General features: G+C 58.2%; 1 protein-coding gene. It reads right to left on the reverse strand.

The window, feature by feature from the left end; genetic code table 11:
- Window positions 1–145, reverse strand: a 145-nt coding sequence (locus KVT37_RS33150; RefSeq protein WP_217579117.1) for a 2-oxoglutarate and iron-dependent oxygenase domain-containing protein, incomplete at its 3' end; no start/stop codon positions are given.
- Window positions 146–232: the final 87 nt, after the last annotated feature.

Genomic DNA, 232 nt, shown 5'->3' on the forward strand with positions numbered 1-232 from the left:
TCTCCGATTGCGATATGCCGTGTCCCGAGAGGTAGAAGAAGCCGTCGTCACGGGCGGCGGTGCGCAGGTCAAACAAGAAAGTCCGCAGTTCCGACGCGCCCTGCCCAAGGCGGTCGAGATCGAGCACTGGAATTATTCTGGGCATGGACGGGCCCCTCTTGCGGCAACTCTTTGTTTTACGCAATTCCGGACGGAAAACCGCTGCGCACTTTCCGGAAATTGCTCGAGTAAC

Source organism: Mesorhizobium sp. GbtcB19, assembly GCF_019091085.1.
GTDB lineage: Bacteria > Pseudomonadota > Alphaproteobacteria > Rhizobiales > Rhizobiaceae > Mesorhizobium.